The organism is Bradyrhizobium sp. SZCCHNS1022 (assembly GCF_032484835.1).
Classification (GTDB): domain Bacteria; phylum Pseudomonadota; class Alphaproteobacteria; order Rhizobiales; family Xanthobacteraceae; genus Bradyrhizobium.
Genome location: NZ_JAUETT010000002.1, coordinates 861231 through 887719, shown reverse-complemented (window position 1 = coordinate 887719; position 26489 = coordinate 861231). Strand labels below are relative to the sequence as shown.

22 protein-coding genes and 1 pseudogene are annotated in these 26489 nt (G+C 64.6%); 10 read left to right on the top strand and 13 right to left on the bottom strand.

The window, feature by feature from the left end:
- Positions 1-8: 8 nt before the first annotated feature.
- The gene (locus tag QX071_RS17660; RefSeq protein WP_315703906.1) at positions 9-752 is read left to right on the top strand and encodes a hypothetical protein; all 744 of its coding nucleotides are present in this window, start codon (positions 9-11) and stop codon (positions 750-752) included.
- 70 nt (positions 753-822) lie between these two features.
- Here the strand turns inward: QX071_RS17660 and queC are convergent, their stop codons facing one another.
- On the bottom strand, positions 823-1530 hold the full coding sequence (gene queC, locus QX071_RS17655) for a 7-cyano-7-deazaguanine synthase QueC (protein WP_315703905.1): 708 nt from the start codon (positions 1528-1530) through the stop codon (positions 823-825).
- Between the two features lie 128 nt (positions 1531-1658).
- Between queC and QX071_RS17650 the strand changes: the two are divergent.
- The 3 genes and pseudogenes from QX071_RS17650 to mazG all read left to right on the top strand — a co-directional run.
- A pseudogene (locus QX071_RS17650) lies at positions 1659-1766 on the top strand (nucleoside triphosphate pyrophosphohydrolase); the annotation flags it as partial.
- A 2-nt stretch (positions 1767-1768) separates the two neighbouring features.
- Positions 1769-2227: a hypothetical protein gene (locus QX071_RS17645; protein WP_315703904.1), complete on the top strand. Its 459-nt coding sequence runs from the start codon at positions 1769-1771 to the stop codon at positions 2225-2227.
- 84 nt (positions 2228-2311) lie between these two features.
- Complete coding sequence (gene mazG / locus QX071_RS17640; RefSeq protein ID WP_315703903.1) at positions 2312-3124, top strand: nucleoside triphosphate pyrophosphohydrolase; 813 nt, start codon at positions 2312-2314, stop codon at positions 3122-3124.
- A 91-nt stretch (positions 3125-3215) separates the two neighbouring features.
- Here mazG and QX071_RS17635 read toward each other — a convergent pair whose 3' ends face one another.
- From QX071_RS17635 to dusB, 8 genes are all read right to left on the bottom strand, one after another.
- Positions 3216-4427: a hypothetical protein gene (locus tag QX071_RS17635; protein ID WP_409977494.1), complete on the bottom strand. Its 1212-nt coding sequence runs from the start codon at positions 4425-4427 to the stop codon at positions 3216-3218.
- 316 nt (positions 4428-4743) lie between these two features.
- A complete protein-coding gene (gene hflX / locus QX071_RS17630; protein WP_315703902.1) occupies positions 4744-6153 on the bottom strand; it encodes a GTPase HflX in 1410 nt (469 codons plus the stop codon).
- Positions 6154-6164: 11 nt separating this feature from the next.
- Positions 6165-6413, bottom strand: a complete 249-nt coding sequence (hfq, locus tag QX071_RS17625; protein ID WP_315703901.1) for an RNA chaperone Hfq — start codon at positions 6411-6413, stop codon at positions 6165-6167.
- A gap of 260 nt (positions 6414-6673) precedes the next feature.
- Positions 6674-8044 carry a sigma-54 dependent transcriptional regulator gene (locus QX071_RS17620; protein WP_315703900.1) on the bottom strand — a complete coding sequence of 457 codons (1371 nt, stop codon included), beginning with the start codon at positions 8042-8044 and terminating at the stop codon, positions 6674-6676.
- A gap of 17 nt (positions 8045-8061) precedes the next feature.
- Positions 8062-10410 carry a PAS domain-containing sensor histidine kinase gene (locus QX071_RS17615; RefSeq protein WP_315703899.1) on the bottom strand — a complete coding sequence of 783 codons (2349 nt, stop codon included), beginning with the start codon at positions 10408-10410 and terminating at the stop codon, positions 8062-8064.
- A gap of 166 nt (positions 10411-10576) precedes the next feature.
- Positions 10577-12019 (bottom strand): nitrogen regulation protein NR(I), encoded by a 1443-nt coding sequence (ntrC, locus tag QX071_RS17610; RefSeq protein WP_315703898.1) that lies wholly within the window; start codon positions 12017-12019, stop codon positions 10577-10579.
- 9 nt (positions 12020-12028) lie between these two features.
- Positions 12029-13216: a nitrogen regulation protein NR(II) gene (locus QX071_RS17605; protein WP_315703897.1), complete on the bottom strand. Its 1188-nt coding sequence runs from the start codon at positions 13214-13216 to the stop codon at positions 12029-12031.
- A complete protein-coding gene (gene dusB / locus QX071_RS17600; protein ID WP_315704284.1) occupies positions 13213-14214 on the bottom strand; it encodes a tRNA dihydrouridine synthase DusB in 1002 nt (333 codons plus the stop codon). Before dusB ends, QX071_RS17605 begins: the two co-directional genes overlap by 4 nt.
- A 430-nt stretch (positions 14215-14644) precedes the next feature.
- On the opposite strand from dusB, the gene QX071_RS17595 reads away from it, so the two are divergent.
- From QX071_RS17595 to QX071_RS17575, 5 genes are all read left to right on the top strand, one after another.
- On the top strand, positions 14645-15826 hold the full coding sequence (locus tag QX071_RS17595) for a bifunctional 2-C-methyl-D-erythritol 4-phosphate cytidylyltransferase/2-C-methyl-D-erythritol 2,4-cyclodiphosphate synthase (RefSeq protein ID WP_315703896.1): 1182 nt from the start codon (positions 14645-14647) through the stop codon (positions 15824-15826).
- Positions 15827-15890: 64 nt separating this feature from the next.
- Positions 15891-16502, top strand: coding sequence for a CinA family protein (locus QX071_RS17590; RefSeq protein ID WP_315703895.1), 612 nt, complete (start codon positions 15891-15893; stop codon positions 16500-16502).
- Between the two features lie 141 nt (positions 16503-16643).
- Positions 16644-17909, top strand: coding sequence for a methyl-accepting chemotaxis protein (locus tag QX071_RS17585; RefSeq protein WP_315703894.1), 1266 nt, complete (start codon positions 16644-16646; stop codon positions 17907-17909).
- A 79-nt stretch (positions 17910-17988) separates the two neighbouring features.
- Positions 17989-18552 carry a sugar O-acetyltransferase gene (locus tag QX071_RS17580; protein ID WP_315703893.1) on the top strand — a complete coding sequence of 188 codons (564 nt, stop codon included), beginning with the start codon at positions 17989-17991 and terminating at the stop codon, positions 18550-18552.
- Between the two features lie 214 nt (positions 18553-18766).
- Complete coding sequence (locus tag QX071_RS17575) at positions 18767-19738, top strand: alpha/beta hydrolase family protein (RefSeq protein ID WP_315703892.1); 972 nt, start codon at positions 18767-18769, stop codon at positions 19736-19738.
- Positions 19739-19760: 22 nt separating this feature from the next.
- Here QX071_RS17575 and QX071_RS17570 read toward each other — a convergent pair whose 3' ends face one another.
- The 3 genes from QX071_RS17570 to lipA all read right to left on the bottom strand — a co-directional run bounded on the left by QX071_RS17570 (position 19761) and on the right by lipA (position 22753).
- Complete coding sequence (locus tag QX071_RS17570) at positions 19761-19991, bottom strand: DUF1127 domain-containing protein (RefSeq protein ID WP_315703891.1); 231 nt, start codon at positions 19989-19991, stop codon at positions 19761-19763.
- Positions 19992-21318: 1327 nt separating this feature from the next.
- Positions 21319-21792: a type II toxin-antitoxin system RatA family toxin gene (locus QX071_RS17565; RefSeq protein ID WP_315703890.1), complete on the bottom strand. Its 474-nt coding sequence runs from the start codon at positions 21790-21792 to the stop codon at positions 21319-21321.
- 1 nt (position 21793) lies between these two features.
- Positions 21794-22753, bottom strand: a complete 960-nt coding sequence (gene lipA / locus QX071_RS17560; RefSeq protein ID WP_315703889.1) for a lipoyl synthase — start codon at positions 22751-22753, stop codon at positions 21794-21796.
- A 132-nt stretch (positions 22754-22885) separates the two neighbouring features.
- Between lipA and QX071_RS17555 the strand changes: the two genes are divergently transcribed.
- The gene (locus QX071_RS17555; RefSeq protein ID WP_315703888.1) at positions 22886-23575 is read left to right on the top strand and encodes a DNA-3-methyladenine glycosylase; all 690 of its coding nucleotides are present in this window, start codon (positions 22886-22888) and stop codon (positions 23573-23575) included.
- A gap of 28 nt (positions 23576-23603) precedes the next feature.
- Here QX071_RS17555 and QX071_RS17550 read toward each other — a convergent pair whose 3' ends face one another.
- Positions 23604-26471, bottom strand: coding sequence for a valine--tRNA ligase (locus QX071_RS17550; RefSeq protein WP_315704283.1), 2868 nt, complete (start codon positions 26469-26471; stop codon positions 23604-23606).
- Between the last annotated feature and the right edge of the window lie 18 nt (positions 26472-26489).

Here is a 26489-nt window from a genome sequence, read left to right as displayed (position 1 = left end):
GGGCAAACATGTCTGAGGTCGAATCCTTCGGAAACATCGTGAATTCGCTGGTCGCACTGCGACAGGACTATCACGAGCAGCTTAAACTGATTCCGCAATATGAAGCCTTTCTGCAGGTCGACCGCTCGACCGAACGGGCGGCCCATGCACTGCAGAACGCCGAGGCTTCTCTGTCGCCGATCGCCGCCGAAGTGATCGACTCGTTGCAATTTGCCCGCAACCGATACGAGCAGCATCTGAACAGCCTTCCGGAATATCGCGCCCTGCTTGCAATCGACCGGCTGATCGAGGAGATCGCGATCGATCTCGGCGTTCGGAGCAAGGATGACGAGGGCGCGGGCCGGTCGCACGAACCGGCGATGACAGAGGCTGCGGCCGCTCTGGAAACCGTGGCGATCTTCGCGGAGCCCGAGATGCCGGCGCCCCATGCCGAGGCCGGCGAACCAGCACCCGCCGAGCTCGAAGAGACTCTGCATGCAGAGGCCGGCCTAAGCGCTGCGACGGATACTCCGATGCAGTCCCCTATTTTGCCGCTCGATATCGACGCCGATCTCGTCGACGATGACATCGTCGCTGTCCGCGCTCCCTCCGCGCCGGTCGACGAGGCCGGTATCGATGAGGACCTGCGCGAGATCGCCTATCGCGATCTCACCAAGGCAACAGCGGAGCCGCCGGCCAGCGCCGTCGCCCAAACGGAGCCGCCTTCGGCCCATCCGACTGTTTCCGAGGAGAGCGACGAAGCGGCCGCCTGACCCGAGACTGCTGCCCGGTCTTGCGAGCCGTCGGACGGAAGCACCCGATGACTGGTTGCAACGGAACGAACTAAACGCCGGCGGCGTATTCGCGCCACCCCTTGGCGCGCAACTCGCAAGCCGGGCATTGGCCGCAGCCATAGCCCCAATCGTGCCGGGCGCCACGCTCACCGAGATAGCAGGTGTGGGAATGGTCGCGGATCAGATCGACCAGCCCTGCTCCGCCGAGGTCATGCGCAAGTTGCCAGGTCGCGGCCTTCGATAACCACATCAACGGTGTGTGGAGCTCAAAATTCCTGGCCATGCCGAGATTGAGGGCGGTCTGCAGCGCCTTGATGGTCTCGTTCCGGCAGTCCGGATAGCCGGAATAGTCGGTCTCGCACATGCCGCCGACGATATCGGCGATGCCGCGCCGATAGGCGAGCGCGGCGGCAAATGTCAGGAACACGAGGTTGCGGCCCGGCACGAAGGTATTGGGCAGGCCATCCGCTCCCATCTCGATCGCGACATTGCGGGTCAGCGCCGTCTCCGAGATCGCAGCCAATGTGGGGATCTCGAGCGTATGGCTCTCGCCGAGCCTGTCCGCCCAATCGGGCCGCAGGTGCTTGATGCCGTCGACCAGCCGCGTCCGGCAGTCGAGCTCGATGGCATGGCGCTGGCCGTAGGCGAAGCCGATGGTTTCCACCCGCGCAAAACGGTCCAACGCCCAGGCCAGGCAGGTGGTGGAATCCTGTCCGCCCGAGAACAGCACCAGTGCGGTTTTGTCCAGAGTTGTCATCGGCCCCGCTTAGCACTTCTCTGCGCTACGGGCCAACCAAGCTGTGGCGCAGAGTGGGTTTTCGCTGGGACGCACGCCGCTCTTGAGGCATACAGGTCTCAAAAGCCCGCTCGGTTCCAGGACCTCACATGACGCCGTCCCGCGACATCTCCCGCCTCATCGAGATCATGGCCCGGCTGCGCACGCCCGTGACCGGCTGCCCCGGAGACTATGAATATAGTTTTTCGAGGATCGCTTGATGGATGCCACAGCCCCCGAACAACTGCGCACGCACGCTATTGGCCTAGTCACTGACGCGAAGCAGATGCTGAAGGCGGCAGAGCTTTTGCACAAGTCTGGCGAATGGACGGTGACGCTGCCGACCTACTACCTGCTCGGGCATGCAATGGAGGTTGTGCTCAAGGCTTTCCTCCTGGCCGGCGGCGAGGAACTGGAGCGTTTAAAGAAGCGGTACGGCCACGACATCGCTAAGGCGGCGAAGAAGGTGGCCGAGGCAAAACACAACGCCATATCGCCGCTCGTCCAGGAATACCTGCCCGAGATCGAGCTATTGAACGGCTATTACAAGGCCAAGGAGCTTGAGTACCGCGTCACCGGGTTCAAGTCATTTCCGCAGAAGGAAAGGCTAATCGCCTTCCTCCAATCCGTCATTCCGCTGGTTGAGCCGGTTGCGTATCAGGCTTACCCCGTTCGCTGAGCAACAGCCGCAGGCGCATGATCTCGATCAATAGGCAATGCATTTCGCGCGCTGCATAACTGCGGTGAACTAGAGGACCCCCCCGTGAAACCCTCCCGCGACATTTCCCGCCTCATCGAGATCATGGCCCAGCTGCGCACGCCGGTGACCGGCTGCCCGTGGGACCTGGAGCAGACATTTTTGACCATCGCTCCCTACACAATCGAGGAGGCCTATGAAGTCGCGGATGCGATCATCCGCGGCGACCTCGACGATCTCAAGGAGGAGCTCGGCGACCTCCTGCTGCAGGTGGTCTATCACGCCCGCATCGCCGAGGAGCAGCAGGAATTTGCGTTCGGGGACGTGGTCGAAGCCATCACCACCAAGATGATCCGGCGCCACCCGCACGTGTTTCCCGACAAGGACGGTAAGATCACGCAGCCGACCAAGGGCACTTGGGACCGTATCAAGGCAGAGGAAAAGGCCGAGCGCGCCGCCCGCCGGCCGGCCGAGGCGGCCGCACCCAGCCTGCTCTCCGGCGTGAAGGCCGGACAGCCGGCGCTCGTGCGCGCGATGGAGCTGCAGCGTCGGGCATCGACCGTCGGCTTCGACTGGAACGACCCGCGCGCGGTGCTGCAAAAGATCCGCGAGGAGGCCGACGAAATCGAAGCCGCACTCGATGGCGGCGACGCGACGCAGCTGACCGAAGAGACCGGCGACCTGTTGTTCGCACTGGTCAACCTCGCCCGTCACGCCAAGGTCGATCCTGAAACGGCGCTGCGCTCGACCAACGCCAAGTTCGAGCGGCGTTTCGCCTATATCGAGGGCGCGCTTGCCGCGAACGGCCGCGCACCGGCCGACGCTTCGCTCGACGAGATGGACGAATTGTGGAACGAGGCGAAGGCGCAGGAGAAATAGCTACGCACCGGTCGAGGGCGTGGCGTCACCCGACGTGATGCAGCCTGTTTAGCGTTCAAGCTACACGCACGTTGCCGGATCGCGCGCGCAACTAACCATCTTCGCGCGCGACGACTCGCTTCCGACCTCGCATGGGGCTCACATCCAGATCGGCGATCGGACGGCGATAGGTCTCGACGCGGCGCAGCCAGCCGGCCTCCCAGATGTGGTTGGTTGGAAGATTACGAACCCTTTGCTGCAGGACAGACTGTGCTGCGTCGGTAAACTCTGCGAGCACGGCGGTCCGATCGCTCGACGTGCCGTTCATGCTGAGGAGCACTTGCTTCAGCCCCCATCCCTGCCGATTTCCGGTCTGCCGGTTGACGGCCGTTTCGGCCGGGTTGGTGCCCTCTCCCTTGAAGTTGATGTAGTCGATCAACGGATAGAGGTCCTTGGAGGCTTGTACGATGCGCGAGAACTGCACGACGATGTGCTCGCGCTCGGCCACATCAGGCGTATTTTCGAGGATCTTGTCGATCGCGCCCTGGGCTCTGGCTACGAGGAACTGAATTTGTCCGGGCACGGTCGCGAGCAGAAACTGTCGCAGTTGCTGCATCTCGGGCGAGTTGAAGTTTCTCTTGAACTCTGCCCGGTTGATCCAGGGACAGTGAGGAATGGGTGTCTTGTCCAGCCACGGCGGGAGATGGGCCCCCTGTTTGCGCAGGAATGCGAGCAGCGCCGGAAAGCTTTCCTCGAACGCCGTCGGATTCCCGGCCGGAAACCAGATGAAGTGACCGACACCCAGCGAGGCGAAGTCCTCGTTGGCATTCCACGACGTGACCGCGTTGCGATTGCCGCCGGTTTCGTTGAGCCAGATCTTATGGCCAACCTTCTGGGCGACGTCGGCAGGCAGCACGAGTTGCGGCGCAGCCGTGGCCTCGCCGTCGGATTTCTGCGCCTGTGGCGATCGCGCCACTCCTTCCGTTTCTCCCTTCACCGACTGCGCGGAGACTCCCGGCGCAGCGTTGCCGGGCGTTGGGTTCTGCGCTTCGGGCACGGGCGAAGCGATTTTCGGCCGCGGTTCTTGCGCCTCGGCGGCAGGTGCAGACTCCCGCTCTCCCTGGCTCTTCTCGATGTCGACAACGGTCGATTCAACCCGTGCCGCATCTTCTGTCGATGCGGCCGGCCTGACGATCACACATGAAAGCAGCAAAACGCCCCAGGCAGGCCCCCACCGGTACGACCGGCTAACGGTGGCCTGCCGTGCGGTTCCCTTCTCGCTGACCGCGCGCGAGCCGTCCATCAAATCACCGCCGATGTCCATGTGTCTCAAGGAGCCGTCTTTGCCCGAAGCGCAATTACCGGAGGATGAAGTCCTCGTCGCACTTTGGTTCTTTTTCGGGGCATGATCTTGCCGAGAGACCGCACAGCACATTTCCTGTCACGCGCTGTCGCCGGCCCGCCACATTGCCCTCCTCGGGTCCGACCGCTCGCGGAGCGTTGGCGCGCCACTCCAACGTTGAACCCGGACCTGGAACAGTACCCAGCTCCGAAGGTCCGCATCATCTCGCGAGTCCTCGATTACGAAGCTTGGAACCGCAGGAGCACTCCAAGACCCGTCAGACCGGCCTCACGCTTCCTCACGCCACCCTCGGCACGGCGTGATAGCGATCGACGACGATGTCGCGCTTGCTGGGATCGACACGCACCGTCATCTCGTAGCGGCCGTCATGCAACTCCTTGTCGAGCACTTCGGCGTTGCGATGCAGCCAGCTGATGCCAGCGCCATCGGCAGCATCGATGGAGAGATCAAGGGTGATGCGCGCGGCTGCGAGCCGGTCCTCGATCGCCTGCAACAAGATATCCACACCCTCCCCCGTTTCCGCCGAGACCAAAAGGCACGGCCGTTCCGGCGACCGGCGCGCCGCGGTGTTGACGAGGTTCTCGCGGGCGTCGTCGTCCAGGCGATCGATCTTGTTCCAGACCTCGATGAGGTTGTCGCTGGCATGCGGATCGATGCCGAGCTGGCTCAGCACCATCTCGACATCCTGCTGCTGCGCCTCTGCGTCTTCATGCGAGATGTCGCGCACATGCAGAATCACGTCCGCCTCCAGCACCTCTTCCAGCGTGGCGCGGAAGGCCGCGACGAGTTGGGTTGGCAGGTTGGAAATGAAGCCGACGGTGTCGGACAGCATGGCCTTGCCGCCATGCGGCAGGCTGATGGCGCGCAGGGTCGGATCGAGCGTAGCGAACAGCATGTCGGCGGCCTGCACGTCGGCGCGCGTGAGCCGGTTGAACAGGGTTGATTTGCCGGCATTGGTGTAACCGACCAGTGCCACCACGCGGTAGGGCACGCGCTGGCGTCCGGCACGATGCAGCCTTCGCGTCGCCTGCACCTTCTTCAACTCGTTCTCGAGCCGGGTGATGCGCTCGCCGATGAGCCGGCGGTCGGCTTCGATCTGGGTCTCGCCGGGACCGCCCATGAAGCCGAAGCCACCGCGCTGGCGCTCCAGGTGGGTCCAGGAGCGAACCAGGCGGCTGCGCTGATAGTTGAGATGCGCAAGCTCGACCTGCAGCGCGCCTTCCTTGGTCTTGGCGCGGCGGCCAAAGATCTCGAGAATGAGCCCGGTGCGGTCGAGCACCTTGGTATTCCAGGCCTTCTCCAGATTGCGCTGCTGGATCGGCGCGAGCGAGCAGTCCATGACGACGAGTTCGATGCCATGGCCGGCGATCAATGCGCCGATTTCGTCGACCTTGCCCTTGCCGAGATAGGTTGCAGGCCTGATCTGGCCGATCGGCGCGATCACCGCGTCCGCCACCGTCAGGTCGATGGCGCGTGACAGTCCTTTGGCCTCGTCGAGCCGTGCCTCGAAATCGCGTGCATCGGATAAGCCTTGGGACGAGCCTTGCGGCGCGGCGCCATCGCCGCGGCGTGGGCGCAAATACGGACCGATGACGACCACCCGCCCGGTGTGTTTAACCCGTTCGGGATCCTGACCATCTGCCGACCTCGATCGGTCGGCGCCCCCATTGCGCTCACGAGGTTCCAATCAGATCACTCTCACGCCGATGAGTCCTCGCCGCCTTCGAACAGCTGGATCGGTGCCCCCGGCATGATGGTCGAGATCGCATGCTTGTAGACCAGCTGCGAATGCCCATCGCGCCGAAGCAGCAGGCAGAAATTGTCGAACCAAGTGACAATCCCCTGCAACTTTACCCCGTTCACCAGAAAGATCGTCAGTGGTGTCTTGGTCTTGCGAACGTGGTTGAGGAAGGTGTCTTGTAGATTTTGAGCGCGGTCTGCCGCCATTGTTGTTATCTCGCGTCTTGTGCTTTTTTCTTATTGAACCGTCCGCGATCCGACGCCAGTCGGACCATTTCAGGTTGCCTATGCTCCAGTGAGATCCCCCTCGCGGAGCATGGGCGGTAGGATTAGAAGGCAGCCGCGATCAATAGGCAAGCCGCTTACGCGCACACCAGTTCCGAAACACTGGCAATTCTCCCGTAAAACTGCGGAAAATGCCCCCTTGTCCCGAGCAAAATCGCTCTCGTAGAGCGAACGTCGCACCACTACCCGACCCCCAGCGCCTTCAACTTGCGATGCAAGGCCGATCGTTCCATCCCGACGAACTCCGCGGTGCGCGAGATATTCCCGGAAAAACGGCTGATCTGGGCGATCAGATAGTCGCGCTCGAATACCTCGCGTGCCTCGCGCAAAGGCAAGCCCATGATGTGCTCGCCATTATTGCTGGTCGGCATCGCCGGCACCATCGAGCCGACATCGGGCGGCAGCATGTCGGCGGTGATGATCACCTCAGGCCCACCGGCGGCGAGAATCATCACGCGTTCGACGTTGTTGCGGAGCTGGCGCACATTGCCCGGCCAGACATGCGACTGCAGCACGGCCATGGCGTCCTGTCCGATCTGCCGCTTCGGCAGGCCGGTCGTCGCCGAGATCTGGTCCATGAAGTAGTCGATCAGCTCCGGAATGTCCTCGCGCCGTTCGGCGAGCGGAGGCACGCGGATCGGCACCACCGAGAGGCGATGGTAGAGATCCTCGCGGAAACGGCCGGCCCCGATCTCCTCTTCGAGATTGCGCGCGGTGGACGAAATGATTCGGACGTCGACATGTACCTTGGTGGTGCCGCCCGAGCGTTGGAAGGTCTGGTCGACCAGCACCCGCAGAATCTTGTTCTGGGTCTCGCGCGGCATGTCGGCGATCTCGTCGACGAACAAGGTGCCGCCATGTGCTTCCTCGAGCGCCCCGGTCTTGCGCGGCTGTTCGCCATTCGACAGCTCGACGCCGAACAACTCCTCTTCCATGCGCTCCGGTGTGATCGCCGCGGCATTGATCACGATGAACGGCCCCTCGGCGCGCGGCGAAGCCGCATGCAAAGTACGCGCGGCGAGCTCCTTGCCGGAACCAGGCGGGCCAACGATGAGGATTCGGCTGTTCGCCTTGGCTGCACGCTCGATGGTCTGGCGCAGCTGATTCATCGCAGGCGACCGGCCCGTCATCACGCTCGCAGTCGGCGCCAGCTGCTTCAGTTCGCGGACTTCGCGCTTCAGACGCGAATTCTCCAGCGCCCGTGTCGCCACCAGGATCAGCCGGTCGGATTTGAACGGCTTCTCGATGAAATCGTAGGCGCCACGCTTGATCGCGGCGACCGCGGTCTCGATGTTGCCGTGGCCGGAGATCATCACGACCGGAAGGTCGGGATGATCCTTCTTGATCTGCTCCAGCAACTGCAAACCGTCGAGCTTGGAGCCCTGCAGCCAAATGTCGAGAAACACCAGATGCGGGCGGCGGCTCGCGATCTCGGCCAGTGCCGAATCGCTGTCGCGCGCGGTGCGCGTCGTGAAGCCCTCGTCGTCCAGGATGCCGGCGACCAGCTCCCGGATATCGGCCTCATCGTCGACAATCAGAATATCACTCGCCATGGATCACGCCTGTCTCGTCAGCCGCCTGAGGCGGCTTTGATTTTCGCTTCGTCATTGGTCGTCTCTGCCGGCCCTGCGGTTTCCCCGGCCGATGCATTTGTTTGCGCAGGTGCGGCAGCCCCCGGGCCGCCCTGCTCCTTCGCGTCCGGCTTGGCCGCCTGTCCCGACAGCGCAAAGCGCAGCCGCATCCAGGCGCCGCGCTGGCCCGGACGAAAATCGGACGCGTCCTTCAATTCGAGCCGCCCGCCGTGGTCCTCCAGAACGCGGCCGACGATCGCGAGGCCAAGGCCGGTGCCCTTGGCACGCGTCGTGACGTAGGGCTCAAGGAGCCGCTGCCGCGCCACCTTGGGCAGGCCGATGCCATTGTCGATCACATCGATCAAGACGTCCTCGCCCTCCCGAGCGGCCACCACGTCGATGCGGCCCTTGCCGAGCTCCTCCGGCGGCACCACCTCGATCGCCTCGGTTGCGTTCTTGATGATGTTGGTCAGCGCCTGCGAAATCAGCCGGCGATCGAACTGCGCGCGCAGGGGATCCTGCTTGATGTCCGTCTCGATATCGATTTCGGGATGGGCGACCTTCATCAGGAACACGGCCTGACGCACGGTATCGGCGACATCCTCGCCTTCCATCACCGGCTTCGGCATCCGCGCGAAACGTGAGAACTCGTCGACCATTCGCCTGATATCGTCGACCTGCCGCACGATCGTCTCGGTACATTGCTCAAATACGGCCTTGTCCTCGGTGATGACCTTGCCGAATTTGCGGCGAATCCGTTCAGCGGAAAGTTGAATCGGCGTCAGCGGATTCTTGATCTCGTGCGCGATGCGGCGCGCCACGTCGCCCCAGGCCGACGTACGCTGTGCCGAGACCAATTCGGTGATGTCGTCGAGCGTGATGATGTAGCTGTCGCGCGCCTGGTTGGTCTGCTCCGCAGTGACCCGCACCGAGAGATTACGCTCGTTGCCGTCGCGCTGGATCGTGATCTGGCCCTGCACCAGCCTTTGCTTGCCTTCGCGCGCGGTCTTCATCATCTCGTCCAGCTCGGGCAGCACGTCCGAGAGCGGATGGTCGAGCGTCTCTGATTCGGCATGCCCGATCAGCTTCTCCGCCGAGCGGTTGAGAATGCCGACCGAGCCTGACGCATCGACCCCGATGATGCCGGCGGAGGCCGACGACAGCACGGCCTCGATGAAGCGGCGGCGGCTGTCGATCAGCTCGCTTGCGTTGACGAGCTCGTCACGCTGGGTGCGCAACTCCTGCGTCATCTTGTTGAAGGTCTCGCCGAGCTGGGCAAGATCGCCCTCTGACGCGTGGACCGGCACCTTCACGTTGAGATCGCCGGTCGAGACTGTCTTGGCCGCGTTCATCAGCTGGCGGATCGGCGATACCAGCCCGTTGGCGAAATTCAGCCCGAGCAGCACGGCGGCCATCAGGATGGTCAGCGCGATCACCGCGAACATCAGCGCGAATGCGACCTGGATGCCGACGCGGCGGGACTCGACCTGTGCATATTCGGCAACCGACAGCTCGGTCTGCTTGAGCTGCGCCACCACGCGCGGATCGAGCAGCCGTGCGACATAGAGGAAGGTGTCGTTGAAGGCACGCAGGCGGATCACCGCCGCGACGTAATTGGCCTCGGGGAACACCGCGATCTGCGGCTCGGTCTCGTTGACGTTGCTGAGGAAATCGGCCGGCGGGGTCTGGAAGCTGTACTGGACGCCGGTCTGCGCCGTTTCCAGCACGTTGCGGTCCTTGTCGATCAGCATCGCGCCCGGCAGATTGCGCGACACGGCACTCGAGGTGAGCATCTCGCGGAAGGTGGCGCGATCCTGATCGAACAGCGGCCTCGCATGGGCGATGTCGTTGGCCATGCCGAGAATGTCGCCGCGGATCAGCTGCGCATGCTCGTAAGTATAGGCGCGCGCCACCGTCAGCGAATTCTGGATCGCCTCCCGCGCGGGCCCTGAAAACAGCCGGTCAAGGCCGCGGTCGATGGTGACGTTGGCGACGATCGCCACCAGCACCGCCGGCAGCACCGCGATGATCGAGAACAGGCTGACGATCTGCACGTGCAGCCGCGCCGCCGCCCGGCCCCGCCGGCGGGCCTGGACCATCTGCCAGACCTCGCGGATGATGATCCCGACCAGGATCAGGATGGTGCCGGCATCGACCAGGTAGAAGGTGTTGACGACCTCCTCGGTCGGTTCGATCGGGGTCAGCCCGACCAGCACGACGAAGGTCAAAAAGGCGGACCCAAGCGCCAGCGCCACCGCCACCGGCGCCAATAAGGTACGCCACGTCCAGCGCCGCCCTTCGGGGGGCGACGAATCGAACGGGGGGGCCGAGGTCTCTGCGTTGGTCATTCCGGCAAGGGTTGTGGCTGAACGCGGGGAAGTCCGACGATTCGGACTGATGCATTCCTACCACAATGTTGCCGAATTGCGACAAATCCGCGGCGCTCGGAGCCGGCGCGGACTTGTCCAGTTTAATTCCAGCGGTAATCGAGCCCGGCTGGTTCGAAATGCGCCGTCAGGCCCCGCTGCGGTAGACTTGGATATCGAGGTCGCGAATTTTCTTGCGCAGCGTATTGCGGTTGAGGCCGAGCAGGTCCGCCGCCCGAATCTGGTTGCCGCGGGTGGCCGCCAGCGCCGCAGTGAGCAACGGCACCTCGATCTCCTTGAGGATACGGTGATACAGGCCCGGCGGCGGCACGCCGTTCGGGAAGCCCTGGAAGTGCGAGGACAGATAGGCCTCGACCGCGCCGCCGAGATTGTCGATCGATTGCGATGCGTTGGCGCCGGTCGTGACCGCCGGCGGCGCCAGTTCGCCATCGATCACGGAGGCGGTGATCACGTCCTGTGGATAGAGGGCGGCCAGACGCCGGGCGAGGTTTTCCAGTTCGCGCACGTTGCCGGGCCAGCGGTGTTGCTTCAGCCGCTCCAGCGCCGCGGCATCGAGCTTCTTCGGCGGCAACCCGTCCTTCTCCGCCAGCGCGAAGAAATGCCGGACAAGATCCGGCAGGTCCTCGATGCGTTCGCGCAAGGGCGGCAACCGAAGCGGCACCACGTTGAGGCGGAAGAACAGGTCTTCGCGGAACAGGCCCTGCTGAATCAGGATACGCAGGTCCTTGTTGGAGGCGGCGACGATACGCACGTCGGTCTTGATCGGGGTGCGGCCGCCGACGGTGGTGTATTCACCCTGCTGCAGCACGCGCAAAAGCCGCGTCTGGGCTTCCATCGGCATGTCGCCGATCTCGTCGAGGAACAGCGTGCCGCCCTCGGCCTGCTCGAAGCGGCCGGAGGCGCGGGCATTGGCGCCGGTGAAGGCGCCGCGCTCATGACCGAACAGCTCGGACTCGATCAGGTCGCGCGGGATCGCCGCCATGTTGACGGCGACGAACGGGCCATTGCGGCGCTTGCCGTAATCGTGCAGCGCGCGCGCCACCAGCTCCTTGCCGGTACCGGACTCGCCCGAGATCATCACGGTGAGGTCGGTCTGCATCAGCCGCGCCAACACGCGGTAGATCTCCTGCATCGCCGGCGAGCGGCCGACCAGCGGGATCGATTCGAACTCGGAATCGTCCGGCTGCGCCGCCGCCCGCTCCTTCGGCTCGGCCAGCGCGCGGCCAACGATGGCGATCAGCTCCTTCAGGTCGAACGGCTTCGGCAGATATTCGTAAGCCCCCCGCTCCGACGCCCGGATCGCGGTCATGAAGGTGTTCTGCGCGCTCATCACGATGACCGGCAGGTTCGGCCGCATCTTCTTGATGCGCGGCAACAGGTCGAACGCGTTCTCGTCCGGCATCACCACGTCGGTGATGACGAGATCGCCCTCGCCCTGGCTGACCCAGCGCCACAAGGTGGCAGCGTTGCCGGTGAGCCGGACCTCGTAGCCGGCGCGCGACAACGCCTGGTTCAGGACCGTGCGGATCGCCGTATCGTCGTCCGCGACTAGAATGCTACCTGCAGGCATGGGTCGTCCTCATCTTGATCCCTGTGAGGCATGCAACGGCGTCCCGGCAACGTCATCGCCATGTCGTCTATCTGGGCTGTGGTCTGGTTGTTTGTTGGCGCTGTACATCGGCATCAGCACCCGGAAGGTAGTCTTGCGCGGCTGCGACTCGCACTCGATGATCCCGCCATGGTCGCCGATGATTTTCGCGACCAATGCAAGACCGAGGCCGCTCCCGGTCGGCTTGGTGGTCACGAACGGATCGAACAAATTGGGCATCAGGTCTTCCGGCACGCCGGGACCGTTGTCCTTGACGCAGAACTCCAGCGGCAGCGACACCCGCGACTTCTTGCCGGGCACCGAGAGCCGCACGCCGGGACGGAACGCGGTGGTGAGCTGGATCTCGGCGTCGGTGCCGAGATCCACCACCGCCTCGGCGGCGTTCTTGACCAGGTTCAGGAACACCTGGATCAGCTGATCCTGGTTGGCGAGCACCGGCGGCAGCGAAGGGTCGTAGTCCTCGATGAAGCGGACGTTGCGGGCGAAGCCGGATTGCGCCAGCCGCTTCACATGATCGAGCACGGAGTGGATGTTGACCGGCCCGCGCGCCACCGGGCGATCGTCGCCGAACACCTCCATGCGATCGACCAGGGTGACGATGCGGTCGGCCTCGTCGCAGATCAGCCGCGTCAGCATGCGGTCTTCTGAGGAGGCCTGCTGTTCGAGAAGCTGCGCGGCGCCGCGGATGCCGGAGAGCGGGTTCTTGATTTCATGCGCCAGCATGGCGGCCAGCGCGATCACCGAGCGCGCGGCGCTGCGATGGGTGAGCTGGCGGTCCATCTTGTCGGCGATGGTGCGTTCCTGCAGCATCACCACGATATGGCCGGCCCGCTCGGGCAGCGGCGCGACATGAAGATCGACCAGCCGGTCGGCGCCGGTGCGCGGCGTGCCGAGATCGACCTTGTATTCGTTGACCGGGGCGCTGGTGGTGCGGACCTGGTCGATCAGCGCCAACAGCGGACTGCCGAACGGCACCAGTTTCTTCAGCGACTGCCGCTGCAGGAATTGCGTGGAGGAATCGAAAAAGGATTCCGCCGCCATGTTGGCGTCCACGATCATCCCGTCCGGCCCGACCACCAGCACCGGATTGGGCAAGGCGTTGAGAACGGCATCGCCATCGGATGGCGGCTGCTTGCGCTGTTCTGCGGCGGTGCTCATGCGGCTGCACTCCAGGCAAAGTCATCGAAGGCGTCGGGAAGCTGCCGATGCACATCGGCCGGCTGTTCTGATGTGAGGATGCGCTGGCGCCACATCTTCAATTTGTCCTGGGGCGCGCGCGCCGTCTGGGCGGCGACATCGAGGCCCCAGCCGAGATGCTTGCGGGCGTGGCGAAGGCCGACCCGCTCGCCATAGTGGCGGCAAATCTCGTCGTAGAGCGTCGTCAGATAGGCGAGCTGCTGCGCGAGCTCCGGCGCGCCCTCGTCCGCGCCGCCGTCGAGCCGGCGGCCGATCTGGCCGGGCAGCCAGGGGGCGCCTTGCGCGCCGCGGCCGATCATCACGGCGTCGGCACCGGAGGCATCGAGCGCCGCGCGTGCGTCCGCATACGAGGTGATGTCGCCGTTGACGACGACCGGCACGGTCACGGCATCTTTCACCGCGCGTACCGCGGTCCAATCCGCTTCGCCCTTATAGAACTGGCTGCGGGTGCGGCCGTGCACGGTGATGAGCTTGACCCCGGCGGCTTCGGCGCGGCGCGCCAGTTCCGGCGCATTCCTGCTGCGCTCGTCCCAGCCGAGCCGCATCTTCAAGGTCACGGGCACCTCGACCGCCGAGATCGTCGCCTCGATCAGACCAAGCGCATGATCGAGGTCGCGCATCAGCGCCGAGCCGGACTGGCCGCCGGTGACGTGACGCGCCGGGCAGCCCATATTGATGTCGATGATGTCGGCACCGGCATCGGCTGCGACGCGCGCGCCTTCCGCCATCCAATGCGCCTCGCAGCCGGCGAGCTGGACCACATGCGGCCCAATGCCGCTGGCCTCACAGCGCAGCCGGGATATCCACCGCCCCCTCACGAGATCGTCGCTGGCCGTCATCTCGGAGACGACGAGCCCGGCACCGAGATCGGCCGCCAAGCGGCGGAACGGCGCATCGGTGACCCCCGACATCGGCGCCAGGACGGCCCGGTTGGCGAGCGAAACTTCGCCTATTCTCAAGGGCTTGGTGGTAGATTTGGCACTAATCTTGGCCGGACCGGTCACGGACGACTCACGAGCTGATCAGACGCATCATTGCGACCGCCTTGCACTCTTGAGCACAACGATTGGGCAGTCAAGCGTTATGCCTACACTTTAGCCAAAACCGCCCATCTTTCAAGTGCAGCGCAGCAAAATATGCTTGTTGAACGGTCATGGTAAACTGGTCGTGACCCGGGTTTTTGCATGGCTCCAAGGCCTCTCGGGCAACCATCGATTCGTCGCGGGGGCACCTTCGCATCTTTGCGGAGCAGATGCGGCGCGAGATCATCGGCGACGCATCCGGCATCGCCTCCTCCGTGATCGCCCTCGCCTATCTGCCTCCGCCGATGTAAGAAGCGCGCCTCAACCTCCCCCCGTGAAGCTTTGTCTTCGTTAGTAGCCTGATCCCATGACCATTTCTCAGCGGACTGCAGCTATCCTCGTCGCGGCCGGGCGCGGTCTGCGCGCCGGCAGCGGCGGCCCCAAGCAGTACCGCAGCATCGGCGGCCGCACCGTGATCCATCGCGCGCTCGCGGCCTTTTCCGAGCACCCCGAGGTCGACATCGTCCAGCCGGTGGTGAATCCGGACGACATCGATGTGTTCAACGCCGCCGTCAGCGGATTGCGCCATGCCGCGCCGGCGAATGGCGGCGCGACGCGGCAGGCCTCCGTGCTCGCCGGCCTCGAAGCGCTGGCGCCGCACCGGCCCGAAATCGTGCTGATTCATGATGCCGCGCGTCCGTTCGTCTCTCCGGCCGTGATCTCGCGCGCGATCGTCGCGGCCAACCGGACCGGCGCTGCGATCCCCGTGATCCCGGTCAATGACACGATCAAGCAGGTCGGCGACACCGGCAACATCACTGCGACACCGGAGCGCGCGAAGCTGCGGATCGCGCAGACGCCGCAGACGTTCAAGTTCGATATCATTCTGGAGGCGCATCGCCGCGCCGCGCGCGATGGTCTCACCGAGTTCACAGATGATGCGGCGATTGCCGAATGGGCGGGATTGACCGTAGCCACCTTCGAGGGCGATGTTGCCAATATGAAGCTCACCACACCGGAAGACTTCGTGCGCGAGGAGGCACGGCTGGCAGCTGCGCTCGGCGACATCAGGACTGGCACCGGTTACGACGTGCATGCGTTCGGGCCCGGCGATCACGTCTGGCTCTGCGGCCTGCGCGTACCGCATAGCAAAGGCTTCCTGGCTCATTCGGACGGCGACGTCGGTTTACACGCTCTGGTTGATGCAATTTTAGGCGCTTTGGCCGACGGCGACATCGGCTCGCACTTCCCCCCCAGTGACATGAAGTGGAAGGGCGCCTCCTCCGACCAGTTCCTGAAATATGCCATCGAGCGCGTCACCGCGCGCGGCGGCCGCATCGCCAATCTCGAAGTCACCATGATCTGCGAGCGGCCCAAGATCGGCCCGCTGCGCGACCAGATGCGGGCGCGAATCGCGGAGATCTCTGGGGTCGGCATCTCTCGCATCGCCGTGAAGGCCACCACCAGCGAGAAGCTCGGCTTCACCGGCCGCGAGGAAGGCATCGCTGCGACCGCGAGCGCCACCATCCGCCTGCCCTGGAGCGCTTAGCGTGATGAGCGAGTTGACGCCTGCGGAGAGTTCGGTCTGACGTTCGCATGGGGAAACGCGGGACATGGCTAGCGAACGTCAAACGGTCTCCACGAGCGCCCTCGCCCGCGCGCTGCTCGATCTCTGCCGCTCGCGCAAGCTGACCATCGCCACCGCCGAATCCTGCACCGGCGGCCTGGTCGCCGCGGCGCTGACCGAGATTCCCGGCTCCTCCGATGTCGTCGACCGCGGCTTCGTCACCTATTCGAACGAGGCCAAGCGGGCGATGCTTGGCGTCAACGCCTCGACACTGCAGACCTTCGGCGCCGTCAGCAAGGAGACCGCAATCCAGATGGCGGTCGGTGCGCTGGAGCGCGCCGACGTCGATCTCGCGGTCGCCATCACCGGCATCGCCGGCCCCGGCGGCGCCACCCCGGGCAAGCCGGTTGGCCTCGTGCACTTCGCCTGCGCCGCGCGCGACGGCCGCATCATCAACCGCGAGCAGCGCTTCGGCGCGATCGGCCGCAGCGCGGTGCGCACCCGCTCGGTGGTCGAGGCGCTGCGCATGCTGATGGAGCTGGCGCGGCCGCAAACCGCGGTGAAGCCGAAACGCGCCGCCGCCTCGCGCCTGCGCCCGCGCGTGGCGCGCGCCCCGCGCCTGCATCCGGTGAAGCGGCCGCGGCCGCCGCGGACGTAGTCAGTCGCTTCATGCACATCCTCGCGGCTCCTCATCCGCAGGAAACGCGACCCGAGGACTGACGAACCCGCGCATAAGGTTTTGGTTAATTTTCCCCTGATACGGCTTGGGCAACAATGTCACGGGCGGGGGATGGATTCGATGAAGCTCTTTTCGGGCAAAGCTGCAGAGCAGCAGAAGCACAACCTGTTGCTGGATGCGATCTTCGAGCGCTGTCGCGACACCATCCTGGTGCTGTCCGAGGGCAAGATCATCGCCTGCAACGAGGCAGCTGTCCGCTTCGGCGGCTTCCGCAGCAAGGCCGATCTGTTGTCGCGCTCGCCGGCCGCGCTGGCGCCCGAAATCCAGCCGAACGGCCGCCGCTCCGCCGACATGGTCGGCGAGATGAACGCGAAGGCCAAGCGGGAGGGTCACGCCAGTTTCGAATGGACGACCAAGCGCGCCGATGGCACGGACGCGCTGGTGCAGATCACGCTGGTCCCCGTCGAAATCGAAGGCAAGCCGGTGCTCCTGAGCTATCGCCGCGACCTCTCCGATCTGGTCGCAGCACGCGAGGAGAAGAAGCGCGTCTTGGGCGCCCTGGCCAAGGACCTCGAGACCACGGTCGGAACCATTGCCAATGCGATCTCCGCCGCATCGCGTGAGGTGCAAACCACGGCCGCCTCGCTGACCTCGACGGCCGAGCAGGCCGCGCAGCGGGTTGCGACCGTGGCGGCGGCTTCGAGCTCCGCTTCCTCCAACGTGCAATCCGTCGCCGGCGCGACCGAGGAACTGTCGAGCTCGGTGAGCGAGATCAACCGCCAGGTCGCGACCTCCTCGACCATCGCCGCCGAGGCGGTCGATGCCTCCGCCCGCACCAACCAGCTCGTGAACAGCCTGTCCGACGCTGCGGCCAAGATCGGCGCGGTGACCGACATGATCAATGCGATCGCGAGCCAGACCAACCTGCTGGCGCTCAACGCAACCATCGAGGCGGCACGGGCCGGCGACGCCGGGCGCGGCTTTGCCGTGGTCGCCGCCGAGGTGAAGAGCCTGTCCAGCCAGACCGCCAAGGCGACCGACGAGATCAGCGCGCACATCAGTGCCATGCAGCGCGCCACCGGCGACACGGTGACGGCGATCCAGGGGATCGGTGGCACCATCGGCCAGATCAGCGACATCGCCAAGACGATCGCGGTCGCAGTGGAGCATCAGGGCCAGGCGACCCAGGAGATCGCCCGCTCCGTCAATCAGGCGGCGAACGGAACGCGCGAGGTGGCCGGCAATATCGGCGCCGTCAGCCAGACCGTCGATTCCGCCGGCCAAGCCGCGCGGCAAATGCTGGGCGCGGCCGGCGAACTCGCCAAGCAAGCCGAAGCGCTGCGCGACAAGGTCCGCGACTTCCTCACGGCAGTGCAGGCGGCGTGAGGCGCGGGCGGCCATAGTGCCGCCTAAGGTCGTGCGCCGCGTACGCTGATGAAGTCGGCGTGGTCACATGAGGAAAGTCATGAATGCCAACGACGATCGCACCAAGACCATTCGCAACAGGACGCCCGAATCAGCGGCCATGGTGGCCAACGTCAGACGAGCGACGGCAATCACCGCCGCACTCAACCGCTTGACCTTCAACGATACAGTCGAAATTCGGGCTTTGTTCAGCGAACTCATCGGTCAAAAGATCGACGAGAGCTTCCTGCTGATCCCTCCATTCTATACTGCCGGCGGGACCGAAATTCGGGTCGGACGCAATGTCTTCGTCAATCAGAACTGCACGTTCTATGACCTTGGCGGCCTTGACATCGCGGACGATGTGATGATCGGGCCAAACGTGAGCATCATCACGGCGAGCCATCCCCTTGAACCTTCGCAGCGGCGTACCGTCACAATCGGAAGGCCCATCACGATCGAGAAAGGTGTGTGGATTGCAGCCGGCGCGACGATTATCGGCGGTGTAACCGTCGGCGAGAACTCGGTCGTGGCGGCGGGTTCGGTCGTCACCAAGAACGTTCCCCCGAATACGCTTGTCGGAGGTAATCCGGCGCAGGTCCTTCGTTTGATCGATAACCGTTGATGGAAACGGTCCGCAAGAGGTCGGTTGTCCCGTTCATCTGCTGCACCAAGCGGACCCCAGGCAGCCTCTGCACGATGCGAGGGCTTCGCGCCCGGCTGCCACCCTGCCGCTCGAATCCGTCTCGTTGCGCGACGCCTTTCGCATAGCTGGAAGGCTGCCGACACATTTCCGCCGCGCCCTCCCGCTCAAGTAGCATTTTATCCAGGGGGACATTTTGCTGCACAGGACATTCGGGGCGCTCGGCCTCGCGTTGCTCTGCCTCGCCTCACCGGCCCGTCCTGCCGGCCTCCAGCTTCTGGAGTCCGATTCAAATCTGAAGGGCGCAATCTGGACGCCCTGCTCGGCTCCACCACAGGACGTGCAGCTGGGCAAGCTCGGGGTGACGGCCGTCGAGACGCTGCCCGGCGTCAAGGACTGTCCGATCAAGGGCAGCAGGCTGCCGTTGATCGTGTTCTCGCACGGCCGCGGCGGCTGGTTCGGCCAGCACCATGATCTCAACGAGGCTCTGGCCGATGCCGGCTTCATCGTCGCCGCGATCAGTCATCCCGGCGACAGTTTTGGCGACGACGCGCAGCGCGACAGCCTGTCGAACTGGGCGTCGCGGCCAGCCGACATCGTGCGCTTGATCAACTTCATGCTGAATGATTGGAAGGATAAGGCCGCGATCGATCCTGACCGGATCGGCTTCTTCGGCTTCTCGAAGGGCGGCTATACAGGGTTGGTGCTGGCCGGAGCGGATCCGGACTTCAGCCGCGTCGCGCATTATTGCACCGACCGATCACCGTTCTGCGAGCAGGTCCACAGCGGTGACGTTCCAAAATCCTTCGCACACGATCGCCGGATCAAGGCGGCCGTGCTCGCAGACACGGCGCCGACTGGTCCTTTCGCCGACGGCAATCTCGCCAGCATCAAGATCCCGCTGCAGATCTGGCGCTCGCGGCTTGGCGGCCATGGCGCCGATCCCGAAGGCACCGCGCGGGTGGCGGGCAGTCTTTGGAATCAGCCGGACATTCATGTCGTGCCCGCCGCGCACTACGCCTTTCTCGCGCCCTGCTTTGCTGAGTTCGCAGCCGCCGTGCCGCGCATCTGCACCGACAATCCGCCCGACTTCGACCGCGCGGCATTTCACCGCGTGTTCGACGCCGAGGTGGTCAGGTTCTTTTCCGAGCATCTGATGGGCAGATAGGACCTGTCGTCCGTGACGCCGCTCATGCCCGCCAGAACGGACGGCGGCACAGCCAGCGCGCTTGTTCCCTTGTCAGGCCGTAGTCCTTGAGCACCTCGTCGGCCATCCATGGCAATTGGCGAGCGAACCGGCGCCGTTCCAGCCATCGCTCCCACCAGACCCGCACGACCGACTTGGTCTGGCGAGGAGCGCGGTCGGGATTGGAAGCCGTCTTCCCAAAAGGATAGACGTTCGCGCCCGGTGTCGCAGACACGGAGGGACTCGGTAACCTCGGCAGATCACGAGGTTGGCTGGCAAGTCTCTGAGCTCGCATCAGGTCGGGGAGCGGAGGCCGCTCCTTGATGTTCCTGACGCGAAGATCGTCTGTCGTGCTCGGCATGGCAGGCCTCCCGTGGGACTTTGACCTGCCGGCCATAAAAAAAGCCGCCAGATCAGGCGGCTGTTCGGATGTCTTGCTGCAATATCTCAGATTGAGCGCGATCCTCCCGCCGCCAGCGAGCTGTCGTGTGTAAAACGTCGGGAATGGCTGATGGCGACGGTGATCATGGCCGACGCTATAGCGCACCGATCCCCGATTGTCATCCTCATTCAGCGAGTATCGCACCGACCGCCGATCTGTTGCGCGCGGCTTCGTTGCGCCGAACTACGTCATTGTTTCGATCGTTGCGGATCGCGTTGCGTCTGTGATTGGAATGACGCAACGACCGGACGCGGCGTGAGCCGCCCCCGCCGGGCCTGCGCGTGAGGTGACTACAATCGCGCGCCCTGCTCTGCTGATCGACTGTGCCGTGCCTGTCGGGCAAATCGGTTAGGAGTGCGCAAGCCGAGCGCGCCGACTGTCACGTCGAACAGCCGCAGCACGGCTTGCGCCGAAGAGCTGATTTCTCAAGACAGATCAACGAGAAGGTCCGTTTCAAGAGCCTCCTCGCAAAATATTCTTGTTTCGTTTTTTCAGAATTCGTGTTTGATTTCATTCATCCCGCCTCGGCAAGAGGGACGTTTCGGCCGATCGTCACGATACGTGAGGCGGGGAAGCGATGGCCGCGTCGCGCCGTGAGACGAACGGCTGATGATGCGGACGGCGAAATCGTGTGGTCCTGACGCCCCGGTGCTGGCGTCCAGCGCAGCGCGTGAAACGCGTTGTCGCGACGCGATGATGCTTCGCATCACGCAGTGGGGGCAATCAAGCCGGTCCCCAGGGAGATCACGTATAAGCCGTAACCCATCGCGCAGGGAATGCCGGATGTTCGGCTTAACCTGTGGTGACTGCCGCCTGCTTTTCTTGTTGCAGGCGGGCCATGGGTGAGGCCTTCACCCGGCATTCCCTGCGCCCTCTTCGATCTTTGAGGGTGTGAGCTTCGCCAGACTCGGGCGCGTCAGCGCTGCGGGAATGCGGACCCGCATCTGCTGTTTGAGACGTGGATAGTAGTAACCCGACGACTCTCCCAGCTCGTCATTCCGGGGCATCGCGAAGCGATGAGCCCGGAATCCATAACCACGATCGTGAGTATGGATTCCGGCTCGCCCTGCGGGCGCCCCGGAATGACGATGGGAAGGACGAGGCCTGCAACAAGCCGCGCCTAGGTCGAGGACACCGCGGGCTTCTTGCCGTAGATCGCGTCCGCCCGCTTCTCGAATGCCGAGGACAGCCGCGCAAACGCCGTGTCGAACATCGAGCCCATCAGCATCGCGAGCATGCGGCTCTTGAACTCGTAGGCGATGAAGAAAGTGACCTCGCAGGCATTGCCGTCGCGCGGCTCGAAGCTCCAACGGTTCTCCAGCGAGGAGAACGGTCCGCTGACATATTCGACCAGGATCTTGCGGCCCGCCCGATCCAGCGTGACGCGGCTGGTGAAGGTCTCCTTGACCAGCTTGAACGACACCGTCATGTCGGCAACGATGACCTCGAGGCCGTCAGGCTTCTCGCTGCGCTGGCGCACGACCAGCGCCTGGCACAGCGGCACGAATTCCGGATAGCGCTCGACATCCGCGACCAGGTCGAACATCTGGTCGGCGGTATGCGGAACGCGCCGCTTGTTGGAGAATCTCGGCATGTCAGCGCTGGGCCGCGGCGCGCGCGGCCTTGAGCTTGGCGAAATCCTCGCCGGCATGATGCGACGAGCGCGTCAGCGGGCTCGCCGACACCATCAGGAAGCCCTTGGTGTAGGCGACGGTCTCGTAGCCGGAGAATTCTTCCGGCGTGACGTAGCTCATAACAGCATGGTGCTTGCGGGTCGGCTGCAGATACTGGCCGATGGTGAGGAAATCGACGTCGGCCGAGCGCAGATCGTCCATCACCTGCAGCACCTCGTGGCGCTGTTCGCCCAGGCCCACCATGATGCCGGACTTGGTGAAGATGGTGGGATCGAGCTCCTTGACCCGCTGCAGCAGGCGGATCGAATGGAAGTAGCGGGCGCCGGGCCGCACCGAGAGATAGCGCGACGGCACCGTCTCGAGATTGTGGTTGAAGACGTCGGGCTTGGCCGCGACCACGAGCTCGAGCGCGCCGTCCTTGCGCAGGAAGTCCGGCGTCAGCACCTCGATCGTGGTGGTCGGGCACTGTTGGCGAATCGCCCGGATGGTCGCGGCGATATGCGCCGCGCCGCCGTCAGTGAGATCGTCGCGGTCGACCGAGGTGACGACGACATGGGTCAGGCCGAGCTTGAAGGTAGCCTCCGCGACATGCTCCGGCTCGCTGGCATCCAGCGCGTCCGGCAGCCCGGTCTTGACGTTGCAGAAGGCGCAGGCCCGGGTGCAGGTGTCGCCCATGATCATGAAGGTGGCGTGCTTCTTGTCCCAGCATTCGCCGATGTTGGGACAGCCGGCCTCCTCGCACACGGTCACGAGCTTGTTCTCGCGGACGATGTTGCGGGTGTCGGCATAGCCGCGGCTGGTCGGGGCCTTGACCCGAATCCAGGCCGGCTTTGCCGGCGAAGCGGAATCCGGCCGGTTCACCTTTTCGGGGTGACGGGGGCGTAGCGGCGTGTTCGAGAGGGTGTCGACGATGGTGACCATAGGCAGGTCCAGACTGCGAAAAGGCTTAGCTAATCCGCCGCTTGCCGTGACGCAACCAGCTCGCCGACCCTAGCAGGACATGGCAGATATGGGCAGTCTTCCGCGCCCTTATCCCGGTTGATTCCCTTCAAAATGGCCCGCAAACCGCCCTCCACCCCAGCAGTTTCACGGACTCCGGCCCCGCGGACAGGGAAGCGGCTGACCCGCGCCTTCTTTACGCGCAGCGTGCACGAGGTCGCGCCGGAGCTGATCGGGGCCACCTTCCTGGTTGATGGCGTCGGCGGGATGATCGTAGAGGTAGAGGCCTATCACCACACCGAGCCGGCCGCGCATTCGTTCCGCGGCCAGACGCCGCGCAACGCTGTGATGTTCGGGCCGCCCGGCTTTGCCTATGTCTACCGCTCCTACGGCATCCATTGGTGCGTGAATTTCGTCTGCGAGAAAGAGGGATCGGCGAGCGCGGTCCTGATCCGCGCGATCGAACCGACAATGGGCATCGAGGAGATGCGCCGGCGGCGCAAGCTGGAGGATGTCCACGCGCTGTGCTCCGGCCCTGGCAAGCTGACGGAAGCGATGGGCATCACGATCGCGCACAACGGCCTGCCGCTGGATGCTGCGCCGATCGAGCTGTTCGCGCGTACGGCTGATGTCGACGTCATTCGGGGCGTCCGCATCGGTATTACGAAAGCCGTGGAACTGCCCTGGCGCTACGGCTTGAAGGGCTCGCGGTTCCTCAGCAAGCCGTTTGCGGCACCGGCTGCCCCGTCCTCAGCCGTCGTCCCGGGCAAGCGGACGAAGTCCGCGCAGACCCGGGACCAATAGTAAAGCGCGTCTTATCAACGCCGAGCGGTCACCCAACGCCCGCCAGCCGCGCCAGTGCCTCCTGGAACTTGGCCTTGCGCGCCAGCGCTGCCTCGCGCTTCTCCCGCTCTTCCTCGACGACCTCCTCGGCGGCCTTCGCGACGAAGTTCGGATTGCCGAGCTTCTTGTCGACCCGCTCGATGTCGGCGTCGGCCTTGGCGATCTCCTTGGTGAGCCGCGCGCGCTCGGCGGCGAGATCGACGACACCCTTCAGCGGCAGGGCGGCGACCTCGCCGCGCACGACGAGCTGGGCCGAGCCTTCCGGCGCCCCGTCGGCGAAGCTGATGTCCGAGAGCCGAGCGAGGCGCTTGATCACATCGGTCCAGCGCGGCGCCCGCTCCTTTGTCTCTGCCGAGGTGCCGACCAGAACGAGCGGCATCAAGGTCGCCGGCGGGATGTTCATCTCGGCGCGCACCGAGCGGATCGCGGTGACGAGATCGACCACCCAGCCGATTTCGGCCTCTGCGGCCTCGTCCTTGAAGCTGGCGGCGTCGAACGAGATCAGGAGCGGCGGCACCAGCGGATCGGCGAAGCTGGCCGCCGACAGCGCCGCGATCTCCTCGACCGTCGGGACGTCGGTGCGATGCGGCCAGGGCGTCAGTGCGAGCAGCCCGTCGCGGCGCGCCGTCGTCTCCCACAGCGCCTCCGTGATGAAGGGCATGAAGGGATGCAACAGCTTGAGGATCTCATCGCGCGCCCAGGCGACCATCGCCTGGGTTTCGGCCTTCGCCCGGCTCTCCGGCCCGGTCAATACCGGCTTGGCGAGCTCGAGATACCAGTCGCAATAGACGTTCCAGACGAAGCGGTAGATGGCGCCCGCCGCATCGTTGAAGCGATAGGCCTCGATCGCCTCGGTAACCTCGCGTGTCGCAGCCGCCGCCTCATGGGCGATCCAGCGATTGAGCGTCTCCTTCGCCTTTGCCGCGTCGAAGCCATCCGGCATCGCGCAGTCGTTCATCTCGGCGAAGCGGCAGGCGTTCCAGAGCTTGGTCGCAAAGTTGCGATAGCCCTCGACGCGCTGCGACGACAGCTTGATGTCGCGCCCCTGGGCGGCCATCGCCGCCAAGGTGAAGCGCAGCGCGTCCGCACCGTATTCGTCGATCAGGGCGAGCGGGTCGATGACGTTGCCCTTCGACTTCGACATCTTGGCGCCCTTCTCGTCGCGGACGAGCGCGTGGATGTAGACGGTCGAGAACGGCACCTCGCCCATGAAGTGCAGGCCCATCATCATCATGCGGGCGACCCAGAAGAAGATGATGTCGAAGCCGGTGACCAGCACGTTGGTCGGATAGTAGCGCTTCACCTCGGGCGCATCGTCGGGCCAGCCGAGCGTCGAGAACGGCCACAGCGCCGAAGAAAACCAAGTGTCGAGCACGTCCTCGTCGCGGGTAATGAACCCGGCGCGCTTGTTGCGGTCGAGCGCCATCTCCCGCCCCTGCTCCGGCGTAATGACCTCCTGCTCGACATAGTAGCCGATGGCGTGGCCAACCGCCTCCTCCTCGGTCTCGGCGACGAACACCTTGCCGTCGGGACCGTACCAGGCCGGGATCTGGTGACCCCACCAGAGCTGGCGCGAGATGCACCACGGCTGGATGTTCTCCATCCAGTCGAAATAGGTCTTCTCCCAATTCTTCGGGACGAATGTCGTCGTCCCCGACCTGACCGCCGCGATCGCGGGCTGGGCCAAGGTCTTGGCGTCGACATACCATTGGTCGGTGAGATACGGCTCGATCACGACGCCGGAGCGGTCGCCGTGCGGCACCATGTGGGTGTTCGGCTCGATCCGTTCGAGGAAGCCGAACGTCTCTAGGCGTTCGACGATCTTCTTGCGCGCCGCGAACCGCTCGATGCCGTGGAACTCCCGCGCGAATTCCTCGGAGCCCTCGGGCAGGTCGCGCATGTAATCCTCGTTACCGACGAGGTTGAGACACGCTTCCTTGTCGAGCACGCTGATCTGCGCCAAGCCATGGCGGCGGCCGACCTCGAAGTCGTTGAAATCATGCGCCGGCGTGATCTTGACGGCGCCGGTGCCCTTCTCCGGATCGGAATACGTGTCGGCGACGATCGGAATCTCGCGCCCGACCAGCGGCAGGATCACGCGCTTGCCGATCAGATGCTGATAGCGCTCGTCGTCGGGGTGCACCGCGACTGCGGTGTCGCCGAGCATGGTCTCGGGCCGTGTGGTGGCGACGACGATGAAACTCGTGGGATCATCGGGGCTGAAGGTCCTGCCCTCCAGCGGATAGCGCAGATACCAGAGATTGCCCTTGAGCTCGACCTGCTGGACCTCGAGATCGGAGATTGCGGTGAGCAGTTTCGGGTCCCAATTAACCAGCCGCTTGTCCTTGTAGATCAGGCCGGCGCGGTGCAGTTCGACGAACACCTTCACGACGGCTTTGGACAGCCCCTCGTCCATGGTGAAGCGCTCGCGGCTCCAGTCGCAGGACGCGCCGAGCCGCTTGAGCTGGTTGATGATGGTGCCGCCGCTTTCGTCCTTCCATTCCCAGACGCGCGCCAGGAACTTTTCGCGGCCCATCTCGCGGCGGCTCGGTTGCTGCCGTTCCATCAGCTGGCGCTCGACCACCATCTGGGTCGCGATGCCCGCATGGTCGGTGCCCGGCTGCCAGAGCACGTCGCGGCCGCGCATGCGTTCGAAACGGCAGAGGATGTCCTGCAGCGTGTTGTTGAGCGCGTGGCCCATATGCAGCGAGCCCGTCACATTCGGCGGAGGGATCACGATCGTGAACGGCTCCGCATCGCGCCGGTCGGGGCGCCCGGCGCTGAACGCACGGGCATCCTCCCAAACGAGCGACATGCGGCTTTCGATGTCGGCGGGCTGGTAATTTTTCTCGATCATGGCGTTCGCAGCCGGCAC